At 67.9% G+C, this 3,143-nt stretch carries 3 protein-coding genes; 1 reads left to right on the top strand and 2 read right to left on the bottom strand.

Annotated features, from left to right (window positions below; all coding sequences use genetic code 11):
* Positions 1 to 93: 93 nt before the first annotated feature.
* Both N5C25_RS20420 and N5C25_RS20425 read right to left on the bottom strand, forming a co-directional pair.
* A complete protein-coding gene (locus N5C25_RS20420; protein ID WP_058983618.1) occupies positions 94 to 918 on the bottom strand; it encodes an AraC family transcriptional regulator in 825 nt (274 codons plus the stop codon).
* The gene (locus N5C25_RS20425; RefSeq protein WP_058983616.1) at positions 915 to 1,619 is read right to left on the bottom strand and encodes a VIT family protein; all 705 of its coding nucleotides are present in this window, start codon (positions 1,617 to 1,619) and stop codon (positions 915 to 917) included. The genes N5C25_RS20420 and N5C25_RS20425 overlap by 4 nt, the downstream gene beginning before the upstream one ends.
* Positions 1,620 to 1,771: 152 nt before the next feature.
* Between N5C25_RS20425 and N5C25_RS20430 the strand changes: the two genes are divergently transcribed.
* Positions 1,772 to 3,136 (top strand): glutamate--cysteine ligase, encoded by a 1,365-nt coding sequence (locus tag N5C25_RS20430; RefSeq protein WP_058983614.1) that lies wholly within the window; start codon positions 1,772 to 1,774, stop codon positions 3,134 to 3,136.
* The last annotated feature ends 7 nt before the right edge of the window (positions 3,137 to 3,143 follow it).

Genomic DNA, 3,143 nt, shown 5'->3' on the forward strand with positions numbered 1-3,143 from the left:
GCCATCCCACGGAATGCACGCTGTTGCTGTTGCTGTTGCTCCGGCTCTTGCTCTCGCTTCGGCGGGTGCAGGGCGCAGCCCTGCCGAACCCCCTCAAATGTCTGTGGGAGCCAGTCCGTACTGCTCGGCGAAGCGCTTGCTGAAACTCGCCGCAGACCGGTAGCCCGCGCGCGCGGCCACGGTCTTCAACGGCAGGTCGGTGGTGTAGAGCAGCTGCATGCCATGCGCCAGCCGGGCCTCGGTGAGCAGCTGGCGCAGGCTGGTGTCCTCGGCCGCCAGGCGACGGCGCAGGGTCGCGCCGCTCAGCGCGAACAGCGCTTCCACATCACGCGATTGCCAGTCGCGGGCCGGTTCGGCGGCGATGCGGTCGCGGATCTGTTCGCCCAGGCTCGGCGCCTGCGGCAGCAGCAGGTTGCCGTGGCCCTGCCGGCACAGGGTCAGTACCAACGAGGCCAGGGCCAGCCGCGCTTCGCTGTAACGGCCGTCCTGCAGCGATTGCCGCCACTGGCGCAGCACCGCGCCATGATCGATCAACGGCAGTCGCGCCATCGCATGACCAGCGGCGGGAAGCTCCCCGCTCCACAGCGTGCGTGCGGCCGCCAGCACTTCGGCACACAGCGGCACGATGGCGCTGAGGTAGCGGCCACTGCGTGGGTCGGGGGTGTTGACTACATCGATGCGGCAGCGCTGGGTCAGCAGCAGGATGTCGCCGGGGATGAACTCCAGCGACTGGTGCGCGGTACGCACCTGCTTGCGGCCTTCCAGCAGGATCGCGAACTGCGGTTGCGGAATCTCCACCGAGCTGGCGCCATGTTCGCGCCGAGCGGTGATGCACGCATAACCTTCGGCGCGTGCGCAGCCGGCCAGACTGGCCATCTCGGCCAGCAGTGCGTTAACTGGCGGCAGCATGCCGGTCATGTCACCTGGGCGCCGAACAGGCGACCGACGCCTGCAGCGGCGGCCATTGCCAGCGCACCCCAGAACATCACCCGCATTGCGCCGCGCACCGGCGGTGCGCCGCCGGCCTGGGCTGCCACCGCGCCGGTCAGGCACAGGCCGAGCAGGGTACTGGCCGTGGTCATCAGTGCGACCTTTTCGACCGGTGCGAGCAGGGCGGTCAGCACTGGCAGCGCCGCACCGCAGGTGAACGCACCGGCCGAGGCCAGCGCTGCCTGCAGCGGGCGGGCGCGCAGGGTATCGGTGATGCCCAGTTCGTCGCGCGCATGCGCGCCCAGCGCATCGTGGGCGGTGAGCTGTTCGGCTACCTGCCGGGCCAATGCAGGTTCCAGGCCACGGTGGCGGTAGATCGCGGCCAGCTCCTCCAGTTCGCTGTGCGGATCGTCGCGCAGCTCGCGCTTTTCCATTGCCAGGTCGGCCGCTTCGGTGTCGGCCTGGGTCTGCACCGAGACATATTCGCCCGCCGCCATCGACATCGCGCCAGCCACGGTACCTGCCACGCCGGTGGCCAGGATGGTCGCAGCCGAGGCGCCGCTGGCGGCCACGCCGACCACCAGGCCAGCCACCGAGACGATGCCATCGTTGGCGCCCAGCACGGCGGCTCGCAGCCAGCCGACGCGCTCGGAGCGATGCAGTTCGGGGTGTCGTGAATGGCGGCTCATGACGTTGAGTGTACGAGGGTCAAGAGGGCGTCGGTAGGATGCTGAAACCCGTCACCGTCGCATGACGCAACGGGGTGCCACGCTATAGTGCGCCCTTGCGATGGAAGGCCGCGAGCCCCACATCCCCCGCCACCGTCCAGCGAGCCTTTCCCTTGTCGAGCCCCAGCCACGTCGCCGATACCCCCATTACCGACCGCTCGCAGCTGGTGGAGGTGATCGCCTCCGGCGAGAAGCCCCGCGCGCAGTGGCGCATCGGCACCGAGCACGAGAAGTTCGGGTTCCGCCTGGATGACCTGCGCCCCCCGACCTTCGAGGGCGAGCGGGGCATCGAAGCACTGCTCAACGGCCTGGTCCGCTTCGGCTGGGAGCCGGTGCAGGAGAACGGCAACACGATCGCGCTGCTGCGCGACGGTGCCTCGGTGACGCTGGAACCGGCTGGCCAGCTGGAGCTGTCCGGTGCGGCGCTGGAGACCATCCACCAGACCTGCGTGGAGACCGGCACCCACCTCAATGAAGTGGCGCAGGTGGCCGGCGAACTGCAGCTGGGTTTCCTCGGCATGGGCTTCCAGCCGAAGTGGAAGCGCGATGAAATGCCCTGGATGCCGAAGGGGCGCTACAAGATCATGCGCTCGTACATGCCCAAGGTCGGTTCGCTGGGCCTGGACATGATGACCCGCACCTGCACGGTGCAGGTGAACCTGGACTACGCCACCGAAGCGGACATGGTGAAGAAGTTCCGCGTGTCGCTGGCGCTGCAGCCGATCGCCACCGCGCTGTTCGCCGATTCGCCGTTCACCGAAGGCAAGCCGAACGGCTACCTGAGCTACCGCTCGCACATCTGGACCGACACCGACGCTGACCGCACCGGCATGCTCGACTTCGTGTTCGAGGATGGCTTTGGTTACGAGCGCTATGTCGACTACCTGCTCGACGTGCCGATGTATTTCTCCTACCGCGATGGCATCTACCACGACGCCAGCGGGCAGAGCTTCCGCGATTTCATGCAGGCCAGGCTGCCGGTGCTGCCGGGTGCGCTGCCGACGCTGCGCGACTGGTCGGACCACATGACCACCGCGTTCCCGGAAGTGCGCCTGAAGAAGTACCTGGAAATGCGTGGTGCCGATGGTGGCCCGTGGAGCCGCCTGTGTGCGCTGCCGGCATTCTGGGTGGGCCTGTTGTATGACGACACCGCACTGGATGCCGCCTGGGACCTGGTGCGTGACTTCACCCTGGCCGAGCGCCATGCGCTGCGTGACGGCGTGCCGAAGCATGCGATGAACCTGCCGTTCCGCAATGGCACCGTGCGTGACCTCGCCGGCGAGGCGGTCAAGATCTCGGTGGAAGGCCTCAAGCGTCGCGCCGCACGCAATGCCGATGGCCAGGACGAGAGCAAGTTCCTGGACGTGCTGCAGGAGATCGTCGAATCCGGCCTGACCCCGGCCGAGCGCAAGCTGGCGCTGTTCCATGGCCGCTGGCACGGCGACGTCGATCCGGTGTTCCGAGAATTCGCGTACTGAGTGGATT

The organism is Stenotrophomonas sp. GD03958 (assembly GCF_029839005.1).
Classification (GTDB): Bacteria; Pseudomonadota; Gammaproteobacteria; order Xanthomonadales; family Xanthomonadaceae; genus Stenotrophomonas; species Stenotrophomonas hibiscicola.